General features: G+C 71.7%; 22 protein-coding genes and 3 tRNA genes. 6 read left to right on the forward strand and 19 right to left on the reverse strand.

The genetic code is table 11. The annotated features are described in order from the left end of the window. Nucleotides 1–23 precede the first annotated feature (23 nt). The 5 genes from SZ60_RS01315 to SZ60_RS01335 form a co-directional block, all read right to left on the reverse strand. Nucleotides 24–1,187 carry an NAD(P)/FAD-dependent oxidoreductase gene (locus SZ60_RS01315; protein ID WP_156155437.1) on the reverse strand — a complete coding sequence of 388 codons (1,164 nt, stop codon included), beginning with the start codon at nucleotides 1,185–1,187 and terminating at the stop codon, nucleotides 24–26. Continuing rightward, entirely contained in the window at nucleotides 1,174–1,956 is a 783-nt protein-coding gene (locus SZ60_RS17030; protein WP_231567020.1) for a class I SAM-dependent methyltransferase, read from the reverse strand. Before SZ60_RS17030 ends, SZ60_RS01315 begins: the two co-directional genes overlap by 14 nt. Further along, nucleotides 1,953–3,071: a type III polyketide synthase gene (locus SZ60_RS17035; RefSeq protein ID WP_043592957.1), complete on the reverse strand. Its 1,119-nt coding sequence runs from the start codon at nucleotides 3,069–3,071 to the stop codon at nucleotides 1,953–1,955. The genes SZ60_RS17030 and SZ60_RS17035 overlap by 4 nt, the downstream gene beginning before the upstream one ends. Before the next feature lie 129 nt (nucleotides 3,072–3,200). After that, nucleotides 3,201–3,274: transfer RNA gene (locus SZ60_RS01330), tRNA-Met, on the reverse strand. Between the two features lie 52 nt (nucleotides 3,275–3,326). After that, nucleotides 3,327–3,398, reverse strand: a tRNA-Thr gene (locus SZ60_RS01335). 126 nt (nucleotides 3,399–3,524) lie between these two features. Here SZ60_RS01335 and SZ60_RS01340 point away from each other — a divergent pair. Further along, nucleotides 3,525–4,127: a 2'-5' RNA ligase family protein gene (locus tag SZ60_RS01340; RefSeq protein WP_052505071.1), complete on the forward strand. Its 603-nt coding sequence runs from the start codon at nucleotides 3,525–3,527 to the stop codon at nucleotides 4,125–4,127. On the opposite strand, the gene SZ60_RS01345 is transcribed toward SZ60_RS01340, so the two are convergent. Beyond that, nucleotides 4,095–4,943, reverse strand: a complete 849-nt coding sequence (locus tag SZ60_RS01345) for an aldo/keto reductase (protein WP_231567021.1) — start codon at nucleotides 4,941–4,943, stop codon at nucleotides 4,095–4,097. The genes SZ60_RS01340 and SZ60_RS01345 overlap by 33 nt on opposite strands. A gap of 225 nt (nucleotides 4,944–5,168) precedes the next feature. Here SZ60_RS01345 and SZ60_RS01350 point away from each other — a divergent pair, with 225 nt between their 5' ends. After that, nucleotides 5,169–6,893, forward strand: coding sequence for a glycoside hydrolase family 13 protein (locus SZ60_RS01350; RefSeq protein WP_082059760.1), 1,725 nt, complete (start codon nucleotides 5,169–5,171; stop codon nucleotides 6,891–6,893). Between the two features lie 79 nt (nucleotides 6,894–6,972). Here SZ60_RS01350 and SZ60_RS16230 read toward each other — a convergent pair whose 3' ends face one another. From SZ60_RS16230 to SZ60_RS01365, 3 genes are all read right to left on the reverse strand, one after another. Next, nucleotides 6,973–8,133, reverse strand: a complete 1,161-nt coding sequence (locus tag SZ60_RS16230) for a M23 family metallopeptidase (protein ID WP_156155438.1) — start codon at nucleotides 8,131–8,133, stop codon at nucleotides 6,973–6,975. A gap of 272 nt (nucleotides 8,134–8,405) precedes the next feature. Then, entirely contained in the window at nucleotides 8,406–9,218 is an 813-nt protein-coding gene (locus SZ60_RS01360) for an inositol monophosphatase family protein (RefSeq protein ID WP_043592959.1), read from the reverse strand. A 76-nt stretch (nucleotides 9,219–9,294) separates the two neighbouring features. Then, nucleotides 9,295–9,376, reverse strand: a tRNA-Tyr gene (locus SZ60_RS01365). A gap of 353 nt (nucleotides 9,377–9,729) precedes the next feature. Between SZ60_RS01365 and SZ60_RS01370 the strand changes: the two genes are divergently transcribed. Next, nucleotides 9,730–10,599 (forward strand): hypothetical protein, encoded by an 870-nt coding sequence (locus SZ60_RS01370; RefSeq protein WP_043592961.1) that lies wholly within the window; start codon nucleotides 9,730–9,732, stop codon nucleotides 10,597–10,599. 333 nt (nucleotides 10,600–10,932) lie between these two features. Here SZ60_RS01370 and cls read toward each other — a convergent pair whose 3' ends face one another. The 5 genes from cls to ubiE all read right to left on the reverse strand — a co-directional run bounded on the left by cls (nucleotide 10,933) and on the right by ubiE (nucleotide 16,377). Then, complete coding sequence (cls, locus tag SZ60_RS01375) at nucleotides 10,933–12,399, reverse strand: cardiolipin synthase (RefSeq protein ID WP_043592963.1); 1,467 nt, start codon at nucleotides 12,397–12,399, stop codon at nucleotides 10,933–10,935. 33 nt (nucleotides 12,400–12,432) lie between these two features. Continuing rightward, nucleotides 12,433–12,921 (reverse strand): YajQ family cyclic di-GMP-binding protein, encoded by a 489-nt coding sequence (locus tag SZ60_RS01380; protein ID WP_043592964.1) that lies wholly within the window; start codon nucleotides 12,919–12,921, stop codon nucleotides 12,433–12,435. 105 nt (nucleotides 12,922–13,026) lie between these two features. After that, nucleotides 13,027–14,409, reverse strand: a complete 1,383-nt coding sequence (locus SZ60_RS01385) for an FAD-dependent oxidoreductase (RefSeq protein ID WP_043592966.1) — start codon at nucleotides 14,407–14,409, stop codon at nucleotides 13,027–13,029. Nucleotides 14,410–14,500: 91 nt separating this feature from the next. Then, nucleotides 14,501–15,640, reverse strand: a complete 1,140-nt coding sequence (locus tag SZ60_RS01390) for a polyprenyl synthetase family protein (RefSeq protein WP_043592968.1) — start codon at nucleotides 15,638–15,640, stop codon at nucleotides 14,501–14,503. Next, nucleotides 15,637–16,377: a bifunctional demethylmenaquinone methyltransferase/2-methoxy-6-polyprenyl-1,4-benzoquinol methylase UbiE gene (gene ubiE, locus SZ60_RS01395; protein ID WP_231567022.1), complete on the reverse strand. Its 741-nt coding sequence runs from the start codon at nucleotides 16,375–16,377 to the stop codon at nucleotides 15,637–15,639. Before ubiE ends, SZ60_RS01390 begins: the two co-directional genes overlap by 4 nt. A 52-nt stretch (nucleotides 16,378–16,429) precedes the next feature. Here ubiE and SZ60_RS01400 point away from each other — a divergent pair, with 52 nt between their 5' ends. After that, complete coding sequence (locus SZ60_RS01400) at nucleotides 16,430–17,662, forward strand: isochorismate synthase MenF (protein WP_043592970.1); 1,233 nt, start codon at nucleotides 16,430–16,432, stop codon at nucleotides 17,660–17,662. Next, entirely contained in the window at nucleotides 17,659–19,068 is a 1,410-nt protein-coding gene (locus SZ60_RS01405; RefSeq protein WP_043592971.1) for an MFS transporter, read from the forward strand. Before SZ60_RS01400 ends, SZ60_RS01405 begins: the two co-directional genes overlap by 4 nt. A gap of 29 nt (nucleotides 19,069–19,097) precedes the next feature. Here the strand turns inward: SZ60_RS01405 and SZ60_RS01410 are convergent, their stop codons facing one another. From SZ60_RS01410 to SZ60_RS01420, 3 genes are read right to left on the reverse strand one after another with little or no spacing between them, the layout of a single operon-like run. Continuing rightward, nucleotides 19,098–19,949, reverse strand: a complete 852-nt coding sequence (locus tag SZ60_RS01410) for a phosphate--nucleotide phosphotransferase (protein WP_043592973.1) — start codon at nucleotides 19,947–19,949, stop codon at nucleotides 19,098–19,100. A 53-nt stretch (nucleotides 19,950–20,002) separates the two neighbouring features. Beyond that, complete coding sequence (gene menD / locus SZ60_RS01415; RefSeq protein WP_043592974.1) at nucleotides 20,003–21,751, reverse strand: 2-succinyl-5-enolpyruvyl-6-hydroxy-3-cyclohexene-1-carboxylic-acid synthase; 1,749 nt, start codon at nucleotides 21,749–21,751, stop codon at nucleotides 20,003–20,005. After that, nucleotides 21,752–22,111, reverse strand: coding sequence for a PLD nuclease N-terminal domain-containing protein (locus tag SZ60_RS01420; protein ID WP_043592976.1), 360 nt, complete (start codon nucleotides 22,109–22,111; stop codon nucleotides 21,752–21,754). Nucleotides 22,112–22,286: 175 nt separating this feature from the next. Between SZ60_RS01420 and SZ60_RS01425 the strand changes: the two genes are divergently transcribed. Beyond that, entirely contained in the window at nucleotides 22,287–22,580 is a 294-nt protein-coding gene (locus SZ60_RS01425; protein ID WP_043592978.1) for a DUF4229 domain-containing protein, read from the forward strand. A gap of 46 nt (nucleotides 22,581–22,626) precedes the next feature. Here SZ60_RS01425 and SZ60_RS01430 read toward each other — a convergent pair whose 3' ends face one another. Together SZ60_RS01430 and SZ60_RS01435 are read right to left on the reverse strand one after the other, a co-directional pair. Then, the gene (locus SZ60_RS01430; protein ID WP_156155439.1) at nucleotides 22,627–23,583 is read right to left on the reverse strand and encodes a 1,4-dihydroxy-2-naphthoate polyprenyltransferase; all 957 of its coding nucleotides are present in this window, start codon (nucleotides 23,581–23,583) and stop codon (nucleotides 22,627–22,629) included. A 28-nt stretch (nucleotides 23,584–23,611) separates the two neighbouring features. Next, entirely contained in the window at nucleotides 23,612–24,802 is a 1,191-nt protein-coding gene (locus SZ60_RS01435; protein ID WP_043592982.1) for an AMP-binding protein, read from the reverse strand. Nucleotides 24,803–24,827: the final 25 nt, after the last annotated feature.

A 24,827-nucleotide genomic window follows, 5' to 3' on the forward strand; every position in this document is an offset into this window, starting at 1 on the left:
TCGAGACGGCCGGGTCGGACGGTTCAGGCCCAGCGCATCGCGTAGACCGACGCGAGGACGTGCCGACTCGGAGCCCGCAGCACGGCCCTGAGCCCCAGGTCGCGGGCTCGAGCCGTGCCCCCACCGACGGGCCGACCGAGGGCGGTGTTCCACTCGGCCTGTCGGGCGGCCCGGACGGCGGCGCGGGCGCGGCCTGCCTCGAAGCGGGCGAACGTCGTCGGGTCGAGCACCCGGCCACCCCTCCGCTTGACCGCCACGGCGATCTCCGTCTCGAGCGCGTGCCCGTCGAGCCAGCCGAGGTTCATGCCCTGGCCGCCGATGGGGCTGATCTCGTGGGCGGCGTCGCCGATCAGCACGACCCGGCCGACGACCGTCCGGGTGGCCAGCCGTCGCCGGACGCCGAACGCGCTCGTCATGGTCGAGGTCGTCGCGTCGACGGGCGATCCGGTGCGATCCGACACCAGCCGCGCGACGACGTCCGCGGTCACCGGGGCGGTCGACATGCGCTCCGACCCGGCGTGCACCACGAACCGTCGCCGCCCAGCGGGCAACGGGAACGACTCGACCACTCCGGTGCGCTCCAGGTGGATCACCGCGTCGGAGCCGTGGCCGGTCGTGTCGGCGAAATCGCCCATCACGTAGCGGTCGGGCAGGTCTCGGGCCCTGGTGTCGACGCCCAGGGCGGCACGGACGGCGCTGCGCGTGCCGTCCGCCCCGACGACGAACCGGGCGGCGACGACCACCGGGCCCTCGTCGCCGACCCCCTGGACGACCACGTCCTCGTCGCGTTGCTCGAGTCCGACGAACCGCACACCCCTGCGCAGGGCGTCCTCCCGCCGCCTGGCGAGCCCCGTCCGCAACACGGACTCGGTGCGGTCCTGTGGCACGGCGGCGACGAACGGCCACCGGGACGACGCCCGGTCGAACGGCACGACGCCCATCGTCCGGGTCCCGCTCCGGGCGATCCCCCGCCGGATGCGGACGGCGTCGGCGAGCAGGTCGTCCGCGAGGCCGAGCCGGTCGAACAGGTCGATCGAGGGCGGGTGCACGCCGAGGGCGCGAGAGTGCGCCGGGTCGTCGACCCGCGCCTCCCAGACGACGGCGTCGAGGCCGCGATCGGCCAGCGCGACGGCGAGCATCACCCCGACGGGTCCGCCACCGACGATCAGGACGTCATGCGTCCGCACGGCCGGCACCTCCGGCGCCGTCGGTGCCGGTCTCACGGACGAGCAACAGACGGAAGGGCCACTGCCGGACGACGCGCCACCCCCGGGGAGCCACGTCGACCAGCTCGTCGGCGGTGAAGCTCCGGCGGATCGACAGGAGCCCGTCGACGTGGACGAACGACCGGGTCCGCCACGGCCAGGTCGCGGCCCGGTAGGCGAGGTACGCCCCGCGGGCCCGCTCGATGTCGGCGTGCAGCACGAGACGCGTGGCCAGGCGGGAACTGTCGTCGAGCACGGCCGCCCGGGCCTCGTCGTCGAGGTGGTGCAGGACGTGGTTCGACACGACCACGTCGAAGGTCTCGCCCGCCGCGACGAGCTCGGTGCTCGACGCCCGCCGGAACTCGACACCGGGCGGGACGGGGCGCGACACCGCGAAGGCGTGGGCCCGGTCGTCGGGGTCGACGGCCACGACCTCGAGCGCGAGGCCGTCCCGGCGGGCCCAGTCGGAGAGGGCTCGGGCCAGGTCACCCCCGCCGGACCCGAGGTCGAGCAGACGCGTCACCTTCTCGGCGGACAACACGGGGCGCAGGCGGCGGAGGTACACCCGACGCCATCCCGCGACGAGACCGTTGACGACGGGGAACGCTCGGTAGGTGGCGTTGAGCAGCCCGAGGTCGCATCCCGGGTCGTCCATCAGCTCGACGAGGTCGACCCCGCGTCGCGACAGGTCGGGCCACCAGGGCGGCCGCACCGCGATCGACGCAGCCGAGGAGGTGCGGATCGCGCTCACGAGACCGCGCGTCGTGTCATCAGCGCGGTCTCGACGGTCAGCCCGGGGCCGAACGCCATGGCGCCCACGCGCTGCGTCGGCGCGGCGGGCCCGCCCAGGAGCTCGGCGAGGATGAACAGGACGGTCGCGCTCGACATGTTGCCGTAGTCGCGCAGCACATCGCGTGAGGGCGCCAGGTGGGCGTCGGTGAGCCCGAGCTGCTGTTGCACACGGTCGAGGATGCTGCGCCCGCCCGGGTGGACGGCCCAGAGGTCGACGTCGCCGACGCCGACGCCGCCGGCCTCGAAGAGCGGTGCCAGGGCCGAGTCGATGTGCAGCTCGATGATCTGCGGCACGTAGCTGCTGAGCACCATGTCGAAGCCCAGGTCGCCGATGGTCCACGCCATGTCGGTCTCGCCGACCGGGGTGAGCACGGTCTCGAGCACGTCGAGGTCGAGCACGACGGAACCCGACGGCGCCGGGCGCGCGGTCACCACCGCGGCGGCCGCGCCGTCGGCGAACACGGACGAGGCCACGATCGAGTCGGGGTCGTCGGAACTGCGCAGGTGCAGCGTGCAGAGCTCGGCGCAGACGACGAGCACGACCGCCTCCGGGTCGGCGAGGCAGAAGTCCCGTGCCGCGGCGAGGGCCGGGAAGGCGCCGTAGCAGCCCATGAAGCCCAGGTGGTGGCGACGGGTCGACGGCGACAGTCCGAGGCCCCGCACGAGCAGGTAGTCGGGCCCGGGGGCGAAGAAGCCGGTGCACGACACGCTGATCACGTGCGTGACGTCCTCCGGCCCGAGGTCGGGCGCCCCCGCGAGGGCGGCACGAGCGGCGTCGAGGAAGAGCTCGGGCGACCGGTCCACGTAGACCTGGTTGCGCGCGCCCGTGCCGGGTCGGAGGATCTCGTTCGACGCGGCGTCGTAGAACGTCGGCTCGCCCTCGCGCGGTCGCCGGTCGAGCTCGTCGACGACGGTGTGCCGGGTCTCGATGGCCGAGGCGCCGAACGCGGCCCCGACGATGCGCTGCCCGAGACGGCCGAGGCCGGGCTGGGTCGCGAAGATCTCGCGCACGTCGTCTTGTCGGATGATGGTCGGGGGCACCGCGGTGCCGATGCTGCGGATGCTCACGGCCATGCCTCATCGTAGGCCCGGCACCTGGGCGCAGCGCACCGGTCGCGTCGCGATGGACGAGGACGATCGGGGGGCGACCACCGAGGGTACGGACGACGAAGGCCCGAACTCGTGAGAGATCCGGGCCTGCGGTAGCGAGGGCGGGACTTGAACCCGCGACACCACGATTATGAGCCGTGTGCTCTAACCAACTGAGCTACCCCGCCGCAAGCTGCGGGCCCTGCCGGCATCACACCGGGACGGGACCGAGACAGCCAGAGCCCCGAGTCAGGATTGAACTGACGACCCCTTCCTTACCATGGAAGTGCTCTACCACTGAGCTATCGGGGCGTGACCACCAGGCAAGCGACCGGGGCCGCTGCCGATTGGCACCAGACAAGGGTAGCAGAGCGAACGGGGTGCTGACGCCACGTGCCGACCCGGCCCCGCGAGGCGCGTCCGGGGCAGGATCGACGGGTGCACAGCCTCGAACTCCTGCTCGACCCGACCTCCGACGAGGCCGTCCGTGGCGAATGGCGCGTGTTGTCCGCGGCGGGGCTTCCGTCGCAGGGCGACCACGCCGGGACGTCGAACGCGCCGCACGTCACGCTGGTGGCACGACCCGGCCTCGACCCGGCAGCCGACGCGCGCCTCCTGCCCCTGACGGCGGCGCTGCCGCTGCCGGCCGAACTCGGCGGGCTGCTGCTCTTCGGCGCGCCTCCGCGCGGGCTCGTGCTGGTGCGGCCGATGGTCGTGACCGGCGAGCTGCTGGACCTCCACGCCCGGGTGCACGAAAGCCTGGGAGGCGCGGGGGACGTCCCGCACACCGTCCCCGGTCGATGGACGCCCCACGTCACGCTCGCGTCGCGCCTGACTCCCGACCAGGTGGCCCGGGCAGTCGACGCCCTCGCCGACGCCGACATCCCGTCGACCCGGCCGGTCGTGCTGTCGCAGCTGCGACGCTGGGACCCGAGCACGGGCGCGATCATCGCCCTGGGCCCCGTCACCGCGGACGAGGGGGACGGTGCCGGACGTCGACCTCGGAGATCAGGCGAACGGACGCGAGACGGCCTCGAGTGACGCCAGATCACCCTCGGTCAGCTCGACCCGGGCGGCGTCGAGCAGGCCCTCGAGCTGCCGAGGGGTGCGGGCGCTGCCGAGTGCGCCGATGACGTTGTCGCGTGAGGCCAGCCAGGCCACGGCGACGGCACCCGGTTCGACGTCGAGCCGCTCGGCGATCTCGACGACGACCTCGAGGGTGCCCTGGTTCTGCGGCGTGACGTAGCTGAGGGCGCGGCCGCCCCGGGGAGAGTCCCCGCGACCGGCCTCGTGACGGTACTTGCCCGTCAGGAACCCGCTGGCCAGCGACGAATGCGGCAGCACGGCGAGGTCGTAGTGGTCGACGATCGCCGCGACGTCGCTCTCGTACTCCCCGCGACGCACCAGGTTGTACGCGACCTGGACCAACCGGAACGGGTGCAGCCCGTCGCGATCGGCGATCGCGAGGGCCTGACGGAGGCGCGCGCCGGTGTAGTTGGACGCCCCGGCGCAGAGGATCTTGCCTTCGTCGACGAGCTCGCTCAGCGCACCCACGGTCTCGTCCAGCGGCGTCTCGTCGTCGTCGAAGTGCGTGAAGTAGAAGTCGACGTGGTCGGTGCGCAGGCGGCGCAGCGACGCCTCGACCGCCGTGCGGATGCTGGCGCGCGACAGGCCGGGGGCGTCGGGGTGCTGCCCGCACTTGGTGCTCAGCACGACCCGGTCGCGGTTGCCCGGCCGGGCGAGCCAACGACCGATGATCGCCTCGGACTCGCCTCCGGAGTTTCCCGGCAGCCACGCCGAGTAGACGTCGGCCGTGTCGACGACGCGGCCGCCGTCGTCGGCGAAGAGGTCGAGCACCTCGAGGGCGGTGGGGGCGCCGACCGTCCAGCCGAAGACGTTGGTTCCGAGCGCGAGCGGGAACGGCCGGGTGCCGGCGGGCAGGTCGGCCGTGACGAGATCGGTCGCAGGGTTCAGGATCGTGCCAATCGTGTCGCGGGTGTTCGTCCCGGAGGTCCCCCTCCGGGGTGTTCTGACGACGACCGTAGCCGATGCCGCGTCCGAGGCCTGCCGTATCGTGGCCGCATGTCCACACGAGATCCGGCCGAGACCGACACGCTGACCCCGACCTCCCCCCTCGAGGGCACCGCGACGACCGACGACCAGGGCCACGAATGGTGGCGCACCGCCGTCATCTACCAGGTCTACCCGAGGTCGTTCGCCGACGGCGACGGCGACGGCGTCGGCGACCTCCCCGGCATCACGTCGCGCCTCGACGCCCTCGGCGAGCTCGGCGTCGACGCCGTCTGGCTGTCGCCCTTCTACACCTCGCCCCAGCGCGACGCGGGCTACGACGTGGCCGACTACCGCGACGTCGACCCGCTGTTCGGCACCTTGGACGACTTCGACGCCCTCCGCGCCCGGGCCACCGAGCTGGGCCTGCGGGTCATCGTCGACGTCGTGCCGAACCACACCTCGAGCGACCACGCGTGGTTCCGCGAGGCCCTCGCCTCGCCAGCCGGTTCGGCCGCTCGCGGTCGCTACCTGTTCCGTGACGGCCGCGGCCCCGACGGCGACCTGCCGCCGAACAACTGGCAGTCGGTCTTCGGCGGCCCGGCATGGTCCCGCGTGACCGAGGCCGACGGCCGGCCGGGCCAGTGGTACCTCCACCTGTTCGACTCGTCGCAACCCGACCTCGACTGGACGAACCGCCGCGTGCGCGACGAGTTCGTCGACGTGCTGCGCTTCTGGCTCGACCGCGGAGTCGACGGGTTCCGGGTCGACGTCGCACACGGCATGGTCAAGGCCGAGGGCCTGCCCGACTACACGCCCCCCGCCGAGTCCGGCAGCATGGGCGGCGGCCAGGGCGAGTCCGCTCCCCCGCCCTACTGGGGCCAGGAGGGCGTCCACGAGATCTACCGCGAGTGGCACAGCGTCCTCGCCGAGTACCCGGGTGACCGGGTGCTCGTCGCCGAGGCCTGGGTCGAACCGCTCTCGCGACTGGCCGACTGGGTACGCCCCGACGAGATGCACCAGGCGTTCAACTTCGCCTACCTCGAGACCGGGTGGTCAGCCCCGGCCGTCCGTCAGGTCGTCGACGCGTCGATCCAGACCTTCTCGAGCGTCGGGGCCCCGAGCACCTGGGTGCTGAGCAACCACGACGTCGTCCGGCACGCCAGCCGACTCGCCCTCACGGCCGAGAACCCCCAGGGATACGGCATCGGCCCGAGGAGCGAGGGGCTTCCCGTCCCCGAGCTCGGACTGGCCAGGGCCCGAGCCGCGTCGGCGCTCATGCTGGCCCTCCCCGGCAGCGCCTACGTCTATCAGGGCGAAGAGCTCGGCCTGCCCGAGGCGATCGACCTGCCCGACGAATCCCGGCAGGACCCCACGTGGTTCCGCACCGAGGGGGAACGCTACGGCCGGGACGGCTGCCGCGTGCCGCTGCCCTGGTCCGCGACCGAGCCGGCCTTCGGGTTCAACGCGACCGGCGCCTCCTGGTTGCCCCAGCCCGCCGACTGGTCGACCTACGCCCGCGACGAGCAGCGGGGCGTCGCCGGGTCGACGCTCGAGCTCTACACGCGGGCACTGCGCCTCCGGGCCGACCACGAGCTCGGTGCGGGCACGCTGACCTGGCTCGACGGCTTCGGACCCGACGTGGTCGCGTTCCGCAGCCAGGGCGTCACCGTCGTGACCAACATGGGCGACGTCCCCGTCGAGTTGCCCGTGGCCGAGGTGCTGCTGTCCACCATGGTCGTCGAGGGGCCGGCCCTGCCGCCCAACGCGACGGTGTGGCTCGCGACCACGTCGTAGGCACGCGACAGCGGAAGAGCCCCACCTGGCATCAGGTGGGGCTCTTCTCGTGCGCACCGCGGTCGCGGAGGCCTGTGGCTCAGTTCGTGTTGGCCTGGAGCCAGGGATACGGGTCGACGGGCACGCCGCCGATCACGATCTCGAAGTGCAGGTGGGCCCCGGTGCTGTTGCCCGTGCTGCCGACCTTGCCGATGATGGTGCCGACGGTGACGGTCTCGCCCTCGCGGACCTCGACCGAACCGGTCTGCATGTGCGCGTAGACGCTGGTGACCTTCTGGCCGTTGACGACGTGGTCGATCCAGACGTTGTTGCCCAGGGCACCGGAGGGACCGTCGACCTTGCTGACGACGCCGTCGGCGATCGACTGGATCGGCGAACCGGCTCCGGGGACGAAGTCGAGACCCTGGTGGAACGTCGAGCAGAAGCCGCAGTTGGCGACCTGGCGGGCGCCGAAGCCGCTGCTGATCGGCACGCCCGTCTGGAACGGCCACTGCACCGTGCCGTTGACGTCGTTGGAGAACGTGCTGGCACTCGTCGAGGCGTACTCGGAGACGGCCTTCATCTCGGTGACCGAGTAGCCGTCGCGCGAGACGCCGGCCGCGCCGTCCGCCGAGGGTGCCGCCGCCGTGTAGCTCTGCGAGTCGGCGGCCTTCTTGGCAGCCGTCTGCGTGGGGGTGTCGACGAAGAACGCGTTGGCGGGAACCGAGGTGGCGACGAGCATCGACCCGGCGAAGAGCATCGCTCCGACGACGGTGACCCGCTTGGTGTTGCGACGGAACGTCGCCCCGGCGGTGCGGGGTGCGCGGACCGGCGCCGCGCGTCGAGCCGCAGGACGCTGTGCTCGGGCCGCCTTGCTGCGTCCGGCTGCGGCGGGACGGGTGCCGGACTCGGCGGCGAGCCGCGCGGCCCGTCGCGGCGAGACGGACTCGCTGGCCGCGGAGGGGGCGGTCGGGGACGTCGGCGTCGGGGCCTCGGCGGCGAGCGCGGGATCGATGACGCTGGCCGCAGGAGTCGACACGGCGGGGGCCGTAGCCGCTAGCGGGACCGTCGTCGCGGAGACCTGGGCGGCGCGACGCTCGGCCTCGCGGGCTTCACGACGGGTGAGGTGGACGGGGGCGTCGGCCACGACGGGGAAGGTCGGAGCGACGCTCGGCGAACCGGTGCCCGTGAGGTCGTCGGTGGCGCGACGCGACGGGGTTCCGTCGCCGTCGGGCTCGGCGATCTGCTGGTACTTCGTCACGTGTGATGGGTCCTCGGGGTGATCGGGATCGGACGGTGGGTGCACCGTCGTCTTCACGGCCGTCACTGGCGATCGCGGCACCGTCTCGACCCGGGCCCGTCAGAGGCCGTCGAGAAGTGCGTCACGCTGTGATCACGGATCAGTAACGACCTCACCAGGGTAGCCGGTCGATGAACGAATGGCTACCCGCGTTCGGGTGTCGACGCGGACATGTCGAGTTGACACTCGGCATGACAACGCGACACGACGGTGACGGGACGGGGTCGTCCCCGTCAGATGCCGGCCTCGACGACGAGGGTCGCGAGGTCGTGGGCGATGCTGGGAGCCGCGACGAAGGTCATCGATTCGCTGGGTGCCTCACCGACCTCACCTCGGACGACGGCGCCTGCCTCGACGGCCACGAGCGCACCCGCCGCGTGGTCCCACGGCTTGAGTCCTCGCTCGACGTAGGCGTCCACCCGTCCCGCCGCGACGGCGCAGAGGTCGAGCGAGGCAGCCCCCAGGCGCCTCAGGTCACGGACGCGTCCGACCACCCGGACCAGCGCCTCCGCGTGTTCGACACGGCGGGCGGCGTCGTACGAGAACCCGGTCGCCAGCAGGGCCTGTTCGAGGGAAACCGGCGCGGCGACCCCGAGACGACGCCCGTCCAGCCACGCACCGCCGCCGGCCGACGCCGTGAAGGTCTCGCCCGACATCGGGTTGGCGACGACCGCCGCGAGGGCGCGCCAGGCGAGCGGATCGGGACCACCCTCGACGACGGCGATGCTGACGGCCCACTGCGGGATGCCGTAGAGGAAGTTGACGGTGCCGTCGATGGGGTCGACGACCCAGGTGAGACCCGTGGTCGAGTCGTCGGGTTCGCCTTCTTCGCCGAAGAAGCCGTCGCCGGGACGCAGCTCGGCCAGACGACCCCGGACGTACGTCTCGACCTCACGGTCGGTGTGCGTCACGACGTCGACGGCACTGCTCTTGGTCTCGGCGACCTCGACCCCCTCGGATCGGCGACGGGCCGCCAGCGCGGCGGCCTCACGCGCGACGACGACGGCGATCTCGAGCAACTCGGCGGGGGTCGGGGTGACGGACACGGGTCCTCCTGGGGGTGAGGCGCCCGGAAACGCAAGAACGGACTCGACGAGCGAGTCCGTTCTTGAGGGGCAACCGTGGCAAGTGAGGGATTCGAACCCCCGAAGGCTACGCCGGCTGATTTACAGTCAGATCCCTTTGGCCGCTTGGGTAACTTGCCATGCACGCCCAGCCCGTGTGATCACCGACCGGAGGCGCCAGACAAATATACAGCCTCCCGAGCCCCCTCACGACCACTGCCCCGCAGCGCCCCACCCCGCCGCCCCACCCCGGTGTGCAAATCGCGACGACGAGCCGCCGACCCGCCGCTGTTCGGTGGTGCGACAGGCCATTCCGCAACCGGATGGTCGGGTTCGGCACCCCGTGAGCGGTTCGGGAGGTCGGGTTCGGCCCGCACCCCCAGCCAGGGCGCAGACACCTTTTCGTCTCCCCCACAGCGGTCTCGACGTTCTCGTCCTCCACATCGACCGTCGCGCAGCATTTCGGCTCTGCCGTCACGACGAAGCTGCTCACATGACTCCCCTCGTCGCGGCCACCGTACGGCGCCTGGGCTCCCTGGCCCATCGGCGGGAACTGCTCGCGACCGGACTGACCCGACGCCAGGTGGAGTCCTCCTGGCGCGCCGGCGAGATCCTTCGCATCCGGCACGGGCTGTACGGGCTCGTCGACCTACCCGTCGACGTCATCCGGGCTGCACGGGTAGGAGGCGCGTTGGCGGGAGCCTCGTCGCTCACGCACCGAGGCGCATGGGTCCCCCCTGGACCACGATTGGTCGTTTCCGTCGACCACAACGCCCGCGACCTCAGGGACCCGGACGATGCCGGCTCGCGACTCGATCGTGACCGCGACGACGTGCTCGTCCTCCGCGACCTGTCCCGGTTCGATCGCCGGACGGAACGGCTGCTGGCATCCCCGAGCAGGGCGGCGGCCCAGGTCCTGCTCCACGAACCAGCTGAGCACGCGGCAGCCATGGTCGACTCCGCCCTCCGGCTGGCCCCGATGCAGCGACCCGACCTCGACGAGGTCTCACGCCTCGTGGCGACGCGACGCTCGGCTCAAGGCCTCGTGACCATGATCGACCCCAGGGCCGAGTCCGGGACCGAGTCCATGGCGCGCCTCCTTCTCGCTCGTGACGGCATCCATGCCGAGCCTCAGGTGTGGGTCGACGATCACACCCGCGTCGATCTGTTGATCGACGGTTGGTTCGTGCTCGAATGCGTGAGCAAAGAACACCATTCCTCGCCTGCTCATTACAACCGGGACCGTGAACGGATCGTCCACATCACCGGCCTCGGCTTCGTCGTCCTCGAGGTCACGTACCCGCAGGTGCTGTTCGATTGGCCTGCGGTTCGCCAGGCCGTCCGAATGACCCTGGGGCGTTAGCCCGGTCGACCTCTCTCGTCTCGTCCGTCGGCGCGTCCCCCGTCGTCGACGCGACGGGCGCAGCTGCGGCGCCACCCTCCGTGCGGGCCGAGCCCCACCCCGCCCCCTCACCGAGGCAGGTCGAACCCGACCCCGGCCGCACCGAGTCGGTCCGAACCCGACCCCGCCGGCCCACCGGGGCGGGCCAATCCCGACCTCACCTACTCGGCGCGCCGAGCCAAACCCGACATGTCTCGGCCTCGCACCACGCCGGACCACGACCTGCCGGCGTGTCGACGCGCAACTGTCGCGATTTGCACACGGGCAGAGGGGGGGCGGGCGGGGGGCGTGCGGCTACTGGACGGCGGAGGTGAGGCGTGCGACGTTGTCGAGGACCTTCGAGCGGAAGGGGCGCACCAGCCAGTCGTCGAGGAACAGTTCGCGGCTCGCGTCGCGGTAGGTCTGCTCGACCTCGCGCAGCCGGTCGACGAACTCGCGTCCGCGCACCATGACCGAGATCTCGAGGTTGAGGCTGAAGGACCGCATGTCCATGTTGCTGGAACCGATGACCGCGACCTCGTCGTCGATCGAGAAGTGCTTCGCGTGCAAGACGGTCGGCGAGCGGTAGAGGAAGATGCGAACCCCCGACCGCAGCAGGGCCTCGTAGTAGGAACGTTGCGCGTGGTACACCACCGGTTGGTCGCCGATCTCGCTGACGAAGAGCTGCACGTCGAGCCCCCGCTGGGCCGCCGTCGTGACGGCGTAGAGCATCGACTCGTCGGGCACGAAGTAGGGGCTCGTGATGATGATGCGCTCCTGCGCGCTGTAGAGCAGCGAATTGAACAGCCGCAGGTTGTTCTCGCCGTCGAAACCCGGCCCGCTCGGCACCACCTGGCAGTCGATCGTCTCGAGCCGGTCGGCCGTGTGCACGGGGTCGGCCTCGCGCAGCAGCAACTCGTCGGTCTCGCTGTACCAGTCGGTGACGAACAGGGCGTTGATGCCGGCGACGATGGGGCCCTCGAAGCGGACCATGAAGTCTTTCCACTCGAGGCCGCGGCGCTTGTTCTTGCGTTTCTGGTAGCTCCTGTCGACCATGTTCTGCGAACCCGTGAAGGCCACCCGACCGTCGATCACGAGCAGCTTGCGGTGGTTGCGCAGATCGGGCCGCTGGTACTTGCCCCGCAGCGGCAGCACGGGCAGCATGAGCCGCCACTGCACGCCCATCGCGTCCAGTCGCCGTCGGGCCTTGCGGTACCCGGGGTATCCCCGGCTGGCGATGTGGTCCATCAGCACACGGACGGTGACGCCCCGTCGACGGGCGTTCTCGAGTGCCAGGAAGAACGGCTCGGTCGTGCGGTCGAGGCTCGTGATGTAGAACTCGGCGTGGACGTAGCGGTGCGCGCCGTCGACCGCCTCGACCATGGCCGCCATGGACTCGTCGTAGTCGGTGTGCATCTCACCGGTGTTGCCGCCGACCAGCGGCATCGCCCCGAGCGTTCGGTTGAGTTCGACCACAGAGTCGAGCCAGGCCGGCCACGGGTGGTCGCGCTTGACGCGCTCCATGCCCTCGGTCGTCTCGATGATGTACTTATTGATCTCACTCTGCTTCTCACGACGACGCGCGGGCAGCTTGGTGCTGCCGATCAACAAGAAGAGGACGAACCCGACGTAGGGGATCAGGAAGATCGCGAGCAACCATGCGGTGGCCGTCTGGGGCCGCCGGTTGATCGGGACGTAGACGATGGCGAACACACGGATCGCGATGTCGAGCACGATGCCGAGCACGGCGATCGTCGGCGCCACCCAGGCGGGTTCGACCATGGACGGGGCCTCTGAACCGTGAGCCGCGGGTGACTAGCGGAAGTTGACGAACTGCAGGTCGACGTCGAGGTCGGCCTTCTTCAACAGCGCCATGGTCGCCTGCAGGTCGTCGCGACTCTTGGACTGAACGCGCAGTTCGTCGCCCTGGATCTGGCTCTTGACGCTCTTGGGTGCCTCGTCGCGGATGATCTTGCCGATCTTCTTCGCCGCGTCCTGCTCGATGCCCTGCTTGAGGGACGCCTCGATGCGGTACTCCTTGCCGCTGGCGAAGGGCTCGCCGACGTCGAGGTGCTTGAGGCTGATGCTGCGCTTGATGAACTTCGACTCGAGCACGTCGAGCACGGCCTTGACGCGTTCTTCGGTGGCCGCCTTGAGCAGCAGCTTCTCACCGCTCCAGTCGACCGAAGCACCGACGCCCTTGAAGTCGTAGCGCTGCTCGATCTCTTTCTGGGCCTGGTGGAGGGCGTTGTCGGCCTCCATCTTGTCGACCTTGCTGACCACGTCGAAGGAACTGTCTGCCATGGGGACCACCCTACCGACGACCGACGAGCTCGGTGACGACCGCGCGCCTCCTCGGTTCCGCCGTGGAGGGGAGCCGAGGAGGCGCGGTGCGGGCGAGCGGGGAGGTCAGGCCGGCGTCGACTCCGTTTCGACGGCGCGCGAGACGCGCACCATCTCGTCGCGCTCCACGACCTTGACCCGGGCACGCTCGTGCTCGTGGGCCCCGCCGAGGGCGATCTCGTGCTCGTCGAGCCGGTGCCAGCCCTCGAGGTCGGTGTACTCGACCCCGCGCTGCTCGAGCAGGGCCGGGACGGCCTCGTCGGACGGGTCGACCGGTTGCCACCAGCTGGCCTGGTCGTTGATGAGGTGCTTGACGGTCTCCATCGCGTCGGACTTCGTGTGACCGATGAGGCCGACGGGGCCCCGCTTGATCCACCCGGTGGCGTAGACGCCGGGGACGATCTGGTTCTCGTCGTCCATGACCTGGCCCTCGTGGTTCGGGATCACGCCGCGGCGCTCGTCGAACGGGATGCCGTCGAGCGGCGAGCCGAAGTAGCCGACCGCGCGGTAGATGGCCTGGATCGGCACGTCGCGGAGTTCGCCCGTTCCCTCGACGCCACCCTGGCCGTCCGGCCGGGTGCGCTCGTACCGGAAGGCCGCGACACGACCGTCGGCGTCGCCGACGACCTCGACCGGCTTGGCGTAGAAGTGCAGGTGCAGGCGACGCGACGCCGTGCCGACCTCGCGCTGCCGCCACTGGTTCAGCACCTTGTCGATGACGAAGACCTGCTTGTTGGTCGCGATGGCCGTCTTCGACGCCTCGTCGTGGTCGAAGTCCTCGTCGTACACGATCATGTCGACGTCGCGCACCTCGCCGAGTTCGCGCAGTTCGAGCGGCGTGAACTTGACCTGTGCGGGACCCCGGCGACCGAAGACGTGGACGTCGGTGATCGAGGACTGCCTGAGACCCGCGTAGACGTTGTCGGGGATCTCGGTGGGCAGCAGGTCGTCGGCGTGCTTCGCCAGGATGCGCGAGACGTCGAGGGCGACGTTGCCGACACCGACGACGGCGACCGACGTCGCGTCGAGCGGCCAGGTGCGGGGGAAGTCCGGGTGGCCGTCGAACCAGCTGACGAAGTCTGCCGCGCCGTAGCTGCCCTCGAGGTCGATGCCGGGGATGTCGAGGTCGGCGTCCTTGATGGCACCGGTCGAGAAGATGACGGCGTTGTAGTGCTTGCGCAGGTCGTCGAGCCCGATGTCGACGCCGTAGCGGACGTTGCCGAAGACCCGGATGTCACCGCTGTCGAGCACGTCGCGCAGGGCGTTGACGATGCCCTTGATGCGGGGGTGGTCGGGCGCCACGCCGTAGCGCACGAGACCGTAGGGCGCCGGCAGCTGCTCGAAGAGGTCGATCGAGACGTCGAAGGCCTTCTCGGCCTTCGCGAGGATGTCGGCGGCGTAGATGCCGGCCGGTCCGGCGCCGACGATGGCCAGTCGCAAGGTGGTCACGGGTTCTCCCTAGATCTGGGGTGGCTCGGCGAGGCCGGCCGGTTGGACGATGGTGCTCGAGGACGAGACGGACGAGGAGGCGCGGTGCCGGTCAGGCGGACCGCTCGACCACGCGGTCGGCGAAGCGGGTGAGCGCCTTCTTGACGGGCCCGTCGGGCAGCGGCGCCAGGGCGTCGAGGGCCTCTCGGGCCCAGCGGTGGGCCTCGACCCGGGTGCGTTCGGTGACCTCGTGCTCGCGGACCCGTCGGACCAGGTCGGCGAACTCGTCGTCGAGGTGGGCCGTCGCGTCGGCGAGCGGTGCCGACGAGCCGCCCTCGGTGGTCGGTTCGACACCCGACCGCTGCGCCGCCGCACGCGTGGCGTCGACGATCCGGTCGATCTCGGACAAGAGCGACGACGCCTCGAGGTCGGTCTGCGCCAGCTGACGCAGGTACAGCACCGGGAGCGTGACGACGCCCGCCCGCAGGTCGGTGCCGGCCTTCTTGCCGGTCTCGGCGGGCTGGTCGGACAGGTCGATGACGTCGTCGATCAGCTGGAACGCGATGCCGATCTTCTCACCGAACTCGGCGACGGGAGCGAGGTACTCACGCGGTGCACCGCTGAACATGACGCCGGCGCGGGCGGCGGTCGAGATGAGCGACCCCGTCTTGTCGGCGAGCACGTCGATGTAGTGGGCGATCGGGTCGTCCCCCTCGCGCGGGCCGACCGTCTCGTGCAGCTGACCGAGGCAGAGCCGTTCGAAGGTCTCGGCCTGCAGCAGGATGGCCTCTTGGCCGAGCCCCGACACGATCGTGCTGGCCCGGGCGAACAGCAGGTCGCCGGCGAGGATCGCCACGTTGTTGCCCCACACGGTCTGGGCGCTCGGGACGCCCCGACGCATCTGCGCCTCGTCCATGACGTCGTCGTGGTACAGCGAGGCGAGGTGGGTGATCTCGGTGGCCTGCGCCGAGGCGACGATGCCGGGCGTCGCGCCGTCGCCCAGCTGGGCGATGAGCAGCGTCAGCGTCGGACGGACGCGCTTGCCGCCGGCGGCGAGGAGGTACCGCGTCGTGGCGTCGGCGATGTCGTCGGCGAAGGCGATCTCGCGCAGCAACCCCTCTTCGACGAGCTCGAGGCCGTCGTCGACCGCGGCCACGAAACGACGCTCGGTCGGCGTGGCGAACAGCTTCTCACCGAGGCCGAGCGAACGGCCCAACGAGTTGCGCTGTGCCGGAGGGGCGCCGGCGTTCACGACGTGGCCCGCTTCGACCGCGAGGAGGAGCGCGCGGCACCCGACGCCGGCTTGCGACCGCGGTGCAGGGCGACGATGCCGAAGCTGAGGTCGCGGTGGGCGACCCGGGTGAACCCGGCGCCGCGGATCCACTGACTGAGGACCTGCTGCTCCGGCCACTGCTCGATGGACTCGGCCAGGTACGAGTAGGCCGGCCCGTTGCTGCTGGTGAACTTGGCCACGAGGGGCATGCCGTACTTGAGGTAGGCCCGGTACGCGGCGCGCAGCAGACCGAACGGCGGCGTGGAGAACTCGCAGACGACGAGCCGGCCACCGGGCTTGAGCACGCGGTTCATCTCGGCGAGCGCGACCTTGGGCCGGTTGACGTTGCGCAGCCCGAACGAGATGGTGACGGCGTCGAACGTGTCGTCGTCGAAGGGCAGCGACTCGGCGTTTCCCTCGACGAACTCGAGCTCGGGGTGGCGTTCGCGACCGACCTCGACCATGCCCTTCGAGAAGTCGAGCGCGACGACCTCGGCACCTCGCTGAGCGATGGCCGCCGAGCTGGTGCCCGTGCCCGCTGCGATGTCGAGGACCTTGTCGGCCGGACCGGCGCCGATCGCCTTGACGGTGGCGATGCGCCACAGGACGGCGTTGCCCGCCGAGAGCACGTCGTTCGTGCGGTCGTAGTGGCGCGCGACGCCGTCGAACATCGAGGCGACCTCGTCGGGTTGCTTGTTCATGTCGGCCTTGGTCACGATGGTGGATCCTACCGTCAAGCACTGGGGGTGTCCCGAGTAGGGTCGACGAGTGAAGTCCCCCGCGTCCCGCGTTCCGTCACTCGCCGTCCGCACCACGCGCATCGACCACGTCAGCCCGTTGCTCGACGTCGTCGACCGGTCACGTCCGCTGGTCTTCGTCCGAGGCGGGGCGGGCATGGCGGGCGTCGGCGAGGCCCTCCGCCTCGAGTTCTCCGGGCCCCACCGCATGACCGAGGCCGCCGACGCCTGGCGTGCCGTCGCGGCCGCCGCCACGGTGCACGACGAGGTCGGCGTGCCCGGCACCGGATTGGTCGCGTTCGGCTCGTTCGCGTTCGACGACGAGTCCGCCGAGAAGAGCGTGCTGATCGTCCCGAGCATCGTCATCGGACGGCGCGACGGGGTCGCCTGGATCACGCGGGTGGACGGCGCCGAGCTGCCCCCCGGGAAGCCGGTCGGCGCCTCCGTCCGTCTCTCGCTGGTCGACGGCGCCCTCGGTGCCGACGGCTACGCCCAGGCCGTGGCCCGGGCCGTCGACGCCATCGGCGACGGCCGCGTCAGCAAGGTCGTCCTGGCCCGTGACCTCGTCGGCACGTTGCCACCCGAGGCCGACCTGCGCCTCGTCGCCGCCACCCTGTTGACCGCCTACCCCGACTGCTACGCCTTCGCCGTCGACGGGTTGATCGGGGCCAGCCCCGAGACGCTCGTCAAGTCCGAACGCGGCGAGGTGTCGGCCCGGGTGCTCGCCGGCAGCGCGGCGCGCGGCGTCGACTCGACGACCGACGAGCAGGCCGCCCTCTCGCTGGCGACGTCCCCGAAGGACCTCGACGAGCACGCCTTCGCCCTGCGCAGCCTGCTGCTCTCGCTCGGGCCGCACGCCCGCGACGTCGTGACCGGCGAGCAGCCCTTCACCCTGCGCCTCCCGAATCTCTGGCACCTCGCGAGCGACGTCCGCGGCCGCCTCACCGACGGCTCGAGCTCGCTCGACCTGATCGCCTCGCTGCACCCGACGGCGGCCGTCGCCGGCACCCCGACGCAGGAGGCGCTGGCCCTGATCCGAGAGCTCGAACCGTTCGACCGTGGTCGCTACGCGGGCCCGGTCGGCTGGGTCGGTGCCGACGGCGACGGCGAGTGGGCGATCGCACTGCGCTGCGCCCAGGTCGATCGGGACGGCTCGGTGCGGGCGTTCGCGGGGGCCGGCGTCGTCGCCGAGTCCGTGCCCGAGCGCGAAGTCGCCGAGACGGCGATGAAGTTCCGCCCCGTGGTCGACGCCTTCAGCCGATGACCGCCCCCGCGCCTGCGACGACGTGGTCGCGTCCGGTCGCCCTCGTCGTGGCGGCCGCGTTCTTCATGGAGAACCTCGACGCCACCATCCTCTCGACGGCGACCGCCACGATCGCGACCGACTTCGGCGTCCAGCCCGCGCAACTCGGACTGGCCGTGACCGGCTACCTCGTCGCCGTGGCGGCGTTCATCCCGCTGGGCGCCTGGCTCGCCGAACGCTGGGGCGCCCGCCGCGTGTTCCTCGCGGCCGTCGTGCTCTTCGTCCTCGCCTCGGTCGCCTGTGCCGCGAGCACCGACCTGGTCGCCCTCACGGCCTCCCGGGTCGTGCAGGGCTTCGCGGGAAGCATGATGGTGCCCATCGGTCGTCTGATCGTCCTGCGCAGCACCGAGAAGTCCGAGCTGATCCGAGCGATCGCCTACCTCACCTGGCCCGCGCTCGTGGCACCCGTCGTGGCGCCGCTGCTCGGAGGACTGCTCACCGAGCACCTCGGGTGGCAGTGGGTGTTCCTGGTCAACGTCCCGGTCGGCCTCGCGCTGCTCGTGGTCGCCTGGAGGGTCGTCCCCTCTCCCGAGGTCGGTGACCGCCAGCCGCTCGACCTGGTCGGTCTGGTGCTCGTGGCGGGATCGATCGTGGCGCTGGTGCTCGCGTTCGAGCTGCTCGGCGAGCCCACGACGCTCGTACCCGGCGTGCTGCTGGCCGTGCTGGCGGTGGTGCTCGGCCTCGTGGCCGTGCGGTGGTTCCGTCGGGCGGCGCACCCGTTGCTCGACCTCACGGCCTTCCGCATCGGGTCGTTCCGCGTGACGAACCTCAGCGGATCGCTCTACCGGGCCGTCGTGAACGGCATCCCCTTCGTCGTCCCGCTGCTGCTGCAGGACGGTTTCGGCTGGTCGCCGGTCGAGGCGGGCCTCATGCTCATGTGGGTGTTCGTCGGCAACCTGGCCGTCAAACCGTTCACCACGCCACTGCTGAAGCGGTTCCGCGTCGTCCCGATCATCGTCGTCGCGACGGTGGCCCTCGCGGCGACCTTCGTCGCGGCCGCGCTGGTCGGCCCCGACACCTCGCCGGTCGTCGTGGCGGGGGTCCTGCTGCTCAGCGGCGTCTTCCGGTCCGTCGGCTTCACGGCCTACAACACCCTGCAGTTCGCCGACGTCCCGGCCGAGATGATCGGCCCGGCGAACGCCATCGCGTCCATCACGAGCCAGCTCGCCGTGGGGCTCGGCGTCGCCGCGACGGCCCTCGCCGTCCGCGTGGCCGACCTCGTGGCGTCGGCCGACGGCCCGGCACCCGCGGCGTCCGGGTACCAGGCCGCGTTGATCGTCCTGGCCGTGCTGGCCCTGCTCAGCCTGATCGAGGGGCTGCGGCTGCCCACGGGGACGGGCGACGCGTTGCGGACCCGCGCCTCCTAGCCTCCTGACCTCGTCGGCCGGTGCGCCGGCTACGAGGTGGCGAGCTTGGTCTTCTCGAGCTCGACGTCGAACTGCGCGACGGGCCAGTCGAGCCCGCGCGACGCGAGGGCGTCGGTCAGCAGCTTCTGCACGGCGATCCGGGCGTACCACTTGCGGTCGGCCGGGACGACGAACCACGGGGCGGTCTCGGTCGAGGTGCGACGGATCGCCGTCTCGTAGGCGTCCTGGTAGTCGTTCCAGACGAGACGCTCCTCCAGGTCGCCGGGGTTGTACTTCCAGTGCTTGTCGGGGCGGTCGAGCCGGTCGGCGAGGCGTTCCTTCTGCTCTTCGGACGAGATGTGCAGCATCACCTTGACCAGGGTGGTGCCGTTCGCGACGAACTCGTCCTCGAACGCGACGATGTCGGCGTACCGCTGCTCGATGTCTTCGGGCGGGGCCAGCCGACGGACCTTGCCGATCAGCACGTCCTCGTAGTGCGAGCGGTCGAACACCCCGATCATGCCGGGGCCGGGCAGCTCGCGCCGCACCCGCCACAGGAAGTCGTGCGCGAGCTCGTCGGGGGTCGGTGCCTTGAACGCGTGGTGGGCGACGCCCTGGGGGTCGACGGCCCCGACGACGTGTCGGACGATGCCGCCCTTGCCCGCGGTGTCCATCGCCTGCAGGACGAGCAGCACGTTGCCGGTGCTGCCCCCGCTGCGGCTCTGTGCGAAGAGCTTCTCTTGCAGCTCGCCCAGGGTCTCGCGGCCCGACTCGAGCGCCTGCTGCGCATACGCCTTGTCACCCGCGAAACCCGGGGTGGACGAGGTGTCGACGTCGGCGAGCACGAAGCCCTCACCGGCTCGGAGGGACTGGGAGGGAGGGGTCGTCCACGTCTTGGCCATGCCCCCGACCCTACGGCCGAGCGACCCGATCCGCCCCGTCGTGGGGTGGACGGTCAGCGAGAGAGGGGGACCTCGATCACCACCGGGCCGTCGTACCGGGCGACGAGAGCCTGGTCGAGCTCTGCCCGCGTGGCCGCCTCGACGTACCGCCAGCCGTAGGCGAGTGCGAGAGCCGCGAGGTCGACCTCGTGCGGGGTGAACTGCACACGGGTCATCGCCTCGGGCGACGCCGTGGCCGCGACCTCGAGTCCGTCGAAGATCGTGCCGCCCCCGTCGTTGCCGACGACCACCTGCAGCCGGGGCCTGGTCTCACCGAGGCCGAGGAGCATCGAGCCGACGTCGTGCAGCAACGTCAGGTCGCCGACGAGCACCCGGGTGGTGCCGGCTGCGGGGTCGTCGCGCTGGCTGGCGAGAGCGATGCCCGTGGCGGTCGCGATCGTGCCGTCGATGCCCGCGAGCCCCCGGTTGGCGTGCACGGGGATCTTCTTGCCCGGCACGACCTGGTCGAGCTCGCGGATCAACCTCGACGCCCCCAGCACGAGTCGGTCGTGCGGCCAACTGACGCGCCAGAGGGCCTCGGCCAGGGCTCGACGCGTGACCGGCCGCCGCAGCAGCTGGACCTCGCGACGCAGGAACTCGGCCTGCTCGGCCGCTTCGCTCCGATCGGACGCTCCCTCGACCGTGGTGGCGTCGGTCTGGTCGGGGTCCTGCCGGGCGGCCTCGGCCTCGGCCTCGAGCAGCCGACGACCGGTGTGGACCCAGCGCCCCACCCACGCACGGTGGACGGCATCGTCGGTCGAACCGGCCCCCGAGGAGGCGCGGCTCACCTCGACGGCCTCGACCACGCGGGCCGAGCGACTCGGGTCGTAGGCCTCGGCCCCCGCCGCACGGACGACGACGACCTCGATACCGTCGCGGGTGAGCAGCGAGGGGATCTGACGGCTGAGGGTGGGGTGCCCGAAGACCACCACCCGACGGACGCGACCGCCGAAGTCGGGGTCGTCGAGCAGGGCACGGTACGACGAGACCAGGTGCGGCCCGAAGCGTGCCCCGCTCGAGACCTCGGCCACGAGCGGGGCGCCCAGTGCCCGGGCGACGGCCTCGGCCTCGGGCCCGGCGGCGTGCCCGGCGACGACCAGGGTCGCGGGGTCGGTGTCGACCTCGAGGGCGGTCGGTGCCGCGGTGGGCGCGAGCTCGATCGGCTCGGGGCGGGCGGCGGGCAACGACTGCTCGCCGGACGACAGGGGCTCTCGGAACGCGACGTTCAGCTGGACCGGGCCGCGTGACCGCCCGAGGGCGCCGTGGGAGTCGCCGCCGAGGGCCTCGGCGACGGCCTCTCGGGCGAGGGTGCGGACGGCTTCGTGGTCGATCGGACCGGAGCGCGGTGCCTCGACGTCGCGCACCCAGCCGACGGCGCTCGCGAAGAGACCCGGTTGCACCGTGGTCTGGTTCGCGCCGATCCCGCGCATCTCGAGGGGACGGTCGGCGCTCAGCACGATCAGCGGCACACCCGAGTGGTGTGCCTCGAGCACGGCAGGGTGGAGGTTCGCCACGGCGGTGCCCGACGTGGTGATCACGACGCTCGGGACGCCCGTCTCGGCGGCGAGGCCGAGTGCGAGGAACCCACCCGAGCGCTCGTCGATGCGGACGTGGACCGTCAGCCGACCGGCCGTCTCGAACTCGGCGGCGGCGAGGGCCAGGGCCTGGCTGCGGGAGCCGGGGCTGAGCACCACGTCACGGACCCCGGCATCGGCGAGGGACGCGAGCAGCGACAGGGCGTACTCGGTCGACGGGCTGGTCACTTACTGCTTGCCGGTCTTGTCGTCGTTGTCGAGGTCGAGCAGCTCTTGCTCGAGTCGACGGATGCGCTCGTCGGTCGTCTCGCGGTCGAGGTCGCTCGTGGTGCGCCAGGACGTCCCGGAGAACTCGGGGTCGTCGTCGGGTGCCACGGTGCGCGTCGTGGCGGGGCGACCGCTCTTGCGCGCCCGCCCGAGCACGAACCACAGCACGGCCCCGATGACGGGGAGGAGGACGATGATGACGGCCCAGAGCGGCTTGTTGAGTGCCCGGAACCGTGAGGCGTCGGCGAACAGGCAGTCGATGAGCGCGAAGATGACGAATGCCGCCGCGGCGACGATGCCCACGATGAAGAGCCTGACCATGGACCGAGCCTAGTTCTCGATCCGGTGCAACGCCTGATGGTCGGTCGGCCGTTGCGGAGCTGTGACGTACGGCTCCCGGGGTGCTGCACCGCGCCTCCTCGGCCGGCGGTCCGGGTTCGCGCGGGCCGTCCGCCGCGCGGCGGGCGCACACCTCGCGGACCGTAGACTCCTCGTCGTGAAACCCTGGCTCAAGTACTCGATCGTCCGCCTCGGCCTGTTCGCCGTCGTGCTGGGCCTCCTGCTGGTGCTGAGGTTCGACCCCTTCTGGGCCACGCTGATCGCGGCGGTCGTCGGGTTCTGCGTCTCGTACCTGTTCTTCGCACCCCTGCGCCGCAAGGTCGCCCTCGACCTCGCCGACCGCCGGTCGCGCCCGGCGAAGCTCGACGACGACTCGGTCGCCGAGGACGAGGCGATCGCCGAGGACGCGGGCGACGGCGATCGCGCGCGCCGCCTCGACGGTCAGTCCTGATCCTCTCGGGCCGAACGCCCGGGGCAGATCCTGGAAGAGCAGACCCCTAGAAGAAGAGGGCGGCCGACAGGGCCAGGGCCCAGACCAGTGCCGTCAACGACGACAGCTGTAGGGCGAGGATGAGCTCCCGCGGGGTCTTGCCCGTGACGCCGATGACCGCGGCGGGCACCGCGACGACGAGCGTGAAATAGACGTAGGGCGCGTGCAGGTACAGGAAAGCGAAGTACACGAGGATGAAGAACGGCAGCAGCAGGAAGAGCGCGTAGAGCGCCCGGGCCACCGGGTCGCCGACGACGACCGCGAGGGTGCGCTTGCCGGCGGCGGTGTCTTGCGGGATGTCGCGCACGTTGTTGATCATCAGGACCGCGCAGGCGAACAGCCCGGCGGCGACCCCGGCCACCCAGGCGTCGAACGGGAACTCTCGCAGCTGCACGAACGTCGTGCCCGCGGTCGCGACGAGCCCGAAGAACACGAAGACGAAGAGCTCGCCCAGGGCGTTGTAGCCGTAGGGCCGTTTCCCGCCCGTGTAGAACCACGCGGCGACGACCGCGGCGGCACCGACGGCGAGCAGCCACCAGATCTGGGTGATGACGACGACGACGACACCGGCGACGGCCGCGAGGGCGAAGAACGCGAGCGCCACCTTCAGCACGGTCTTCGGGCGGACGCTGCCCGAACCGGTCAGGCGTGAGGGCCCGACCCGGAAGTCGTCGGTGCCGCGGATGCCGTCCGAGTAGTCGTTCGAGTAGTTGACGCCGACCTGCAAGAACACCGCGACGGCGAGGCAGAGCAGCGCCAGGGTGAGGTCCCAGCCGCCGTTCGCCCGAGCGACGCCGGTGCCGAGGGCGACCGGGGCGATGCCCAAGGGCAGGGTGCGCAGGCGCGCACCGCCGATCCAGTCGCCGGCGGTCACTCGACGGGCCGGCTGCTTGCCGGGCCGCCCGCCGGGTCGGCCACCGGGGCGGCCGCTGCGCTTGGGGGTCGGGGTCTTCGTCTTCGCCACGGGGTCGAGTCTAGTTCGCAGCCGGCTATCAGCTTGCCGCGAGATCGGCGACGAGGCGGGTCAGGGCCACCCGGTCCGGCTTGCCGCTCGCGAGCAAGGGCACCGTGTCGACCCGGACGATGCGGTCGGGTGCCGCGGCACGACCGGCGACGGCCGCCACCGCGGACCGCAAGGCCGCGAGGTCGTCGGCCGCCGGGTCGTCGGCCGCCAGGTCGTCGGCCGCAGTCAGCACGGGAGGCGCGGCGTCGGTGACCACGACGGGCACCTCGCCCCACCGGGCGTGCGCCGCGCGGACGACCACGGCGTCGGCGAGCCCCGGCTGCTCGCGCACGACCCGCTCGACGACGCCGAGCGACACCTTCTCACCGCCCGAGACGATCACGTCGTCGAGCCGGCCGCTGACGGTCAGCACCCCGTCGGGCGACACCGTGCCCGCGTCGCCCGTGCGGTACCACCGCAGGCCGTCGCGCGTGACGAAGGCCGCGGCCGTGCGCTCGGGATCGTCGAGGTACCCCTCGGCCAGCGACGGCCCGCTCAGCTCGACCTGGCCGTCGACGACCTCGACACGGGTGCGGCCCACGGGCACGCCGTCGTACACGCACCCGCCGCTGGTCTCGCTCGACCCGTAGGTGCGCACGACGGTGACGCCCAGCCGGCGAGCCCGCTCCACGAGGGCTGCGGGGGTCGCCTGGCCGCCCACCAGCAGGGCGTCGAAGCGGCGCAGCACGTCCGCCACGGCACGATCGGCCTCGGCGGCGTCGAGCGCCGTCGAGAGTTGGGCCGGCACGAGGGACGAGTACCGCACGGCGTGATCGAGCCGCTCGGCGGCGGCGACGAAGGCACCGATGTCGAAGTGCCCCGGCGCGAGCAGGGCCGGCTCGGTCCCGGCGGCGAGCGAACGGACCAGCACGTTCAGGCCCGCGACGTAGTGCGCCGGCAGGGCGAGCACCCACTGCCCCGGCCCGGCCAGGGCGCCGTCGGCCGCGGCGGCACCGGCGAGCACGGCGTCGGAGGACAGCGCCACGCGCTTGGGGCGTCCGCTCGAGCCGCTGGTCTCGACGACCAGCGACACCGCCTGCGGCACGACCCCGGGCAGGTCCACGGGCACTCGGTCGTCGGTCCGGGGCGCCACGGCGGGGCCACCGTCGAGCGCGACCCGGAGCGCGTCGAGCACGGCACCGGGGTCACGCGCGTCGACGGGGAGCAGGGGGCGGGTCACGCGCCGCACCTCTGAAAGGACCGTC

Source organism: Frigoribacterium sp. MEB024 (assembly GCF_000878135.1).
Taxonomy (GTDB): Bacteria; Actinomycetota; Actinomycetes; order Actinomycetales; family Microbacteriaceae; genus Frigoribacterium.